1 protein-coding gene is annotated in these 1,775 nt (G+C 68.2%); it reads left to right on the top strand.

The annotated features are described in order from the left end of the window. Positions 1-139: 139 nt before the first annotated feature. Positions 140-1,762: an IS4 family transposase gene (locus tag AB0389_RS37785; protein ID WP_366400120.1), complete on the top strand. Its 1,623-nt coding sequence runs from the start codon at positions 140-142 to the stop codon at positions 1,760-1,762. The last annotated feature ends 13 nt before the right edge of the window (positions 1,763-1,775 follow it).

Genomic DNA, 1,775 nt, shown 5'->3' on the forward strand with positions numbered 1-1,775 from the left:
CAAGGCCGTGAAGTTTAGGGTTTGTGGTGGTGGTTACGGGGTGGGGTGGGGAGATACGGACAGAGCTCCTGGTCGTTGAGGTGGTTGTCGAGACCAATTCCTCACCGCAGGAGCTCTGTTGGAAACGCAGTCTGCCACCGTGACGTATTCGCGTGCTATCACTGTCGCTCCGGGGAAGTACGCACCCGGACATCTGGGCGAATTGACACCGTACCTGCCCTTCGCGGCTGTCGATGAGGTGCTGGAGGAGACCGGCCGGCTCGGGCAGCGTCAGCGGGACCTGCCGACGCGGGTGGGCGTGTACTGGGTGCTCGCGCTGGCTCTGTTCGGATGCGGATACCGTGCCGGATGGAACCGGCTGACCTCGGCACTGGCCCACGTGGCGGAGGTTCCCATGCCGTCGGTGACAGCCCTGGCCGGCTTACGCCACCGGGTGGGTACCGAGCCTGTCAAAGCACTGTTCACCGCGGTCGCGGGCCCGCTCGCGGTCCGGGGATCCACCCCGGGTTCCTTCTACCGGGGACGGCGTGTCGTGGCCTTCGACGGCTGCTCGTCCATCAAAGTACGGGACCTGGCATGCAACCGCCGCTGGCTGGAGAAGATCCGCCATGCGGTGGGCTGGGCCGGCTACCCGGGCCTGATGCTGATGACGCTGGTGGAGACCGGCACCCGCGGCATCCTCGGAGCCGAGTTCGGCTCCCTGCGCCACGGCGAGCGCCACTACGCACACGGCCTGCTGCCGCTCCTGGACCCCGGCATGCTGCTGCTCGCCGACCGCGGCTTCGACGGAAACGACTTCCTCGCCCGGACCGACGCCACCGGCGCGGCCTTCCTCATCCGCCTCAAAGCCGCCCGCAGACCAACCGTCGAACAGCGTCTGCCCGACGGCTCCTACCTCACCCGCCTCGGACACCTCAGAGTCCGCATCATCGAGGCGTCCGTCACCACCACCTGCGCCGACGGCACCCGGTGGACCAGCGGTTACCGCCTGGCCACCAACCTCCTCGACGCGGGCCCCGACCCGGCAGAGCGCCTCCTGGCGCTCTATCACGAACGCTGGGAGATCGAGGTCGCCTACCTCGCCCTGCGCCACACCCTGATGAAGGGACGGGTCCTGTCCTCCGGCACCCCCGACGGAATCCGCCAGGAGATGTGGGCCCTGCTGACCGTCTACCAGCTCCTGCGGACCGCCATGGCCGATGCAGCGGCCACCACCGGACTGGACCCCGACCGGATGAGTTTCACCCGCGCACTGGAATCCGCCCAGCTCTCCGTGATCAACGCCGCCGGAATCACCCCGGCCCCCACCGCCCCCGACACCCACAGCCCCCCGGACACCATCCACCGCACCCTGCTCGCACACCCCCTGCCCCCACGCCGATCCCGCACCAGCACCCGCAAAGTCAAATCCCCCATCTCCCGCTACCACGCAGCCCCCCAAACCGGACGGCCCGCCCGCAGCACCTCCGTCACCGACATCACCCTCACCATCCACCACCCCGGCAACCCCGCCCCACCACCCCCAACACCCACCACCCCACCACGCCGCCCCACCCGCCTCGACCAGATCATCAACGCCATGCACCACGACCCCGACCGCATCTGGACCCCCAAAGAGATCACCCGCGCCATCGACTACCAGGGCTCCTCCGGAACCCTGGTCACCCAACTCACCCGATGGGTCACCAAAGGCTTCCTCCGCAAAATCGCCCTCGGCGTCTACACACCCCCACCACCCGTAACCACCAGCACAAACCCTTAACTTGACGGCCTTG

This window comes from Streptomyces sp. NPDC093109 (assembly GCF_040701725.1).
Taxonomy (GTDB): Bacteria; Actinomycetota; Actinomycetes; order Streptomycetales; family Streptomycetaceae; genus Streptomyces.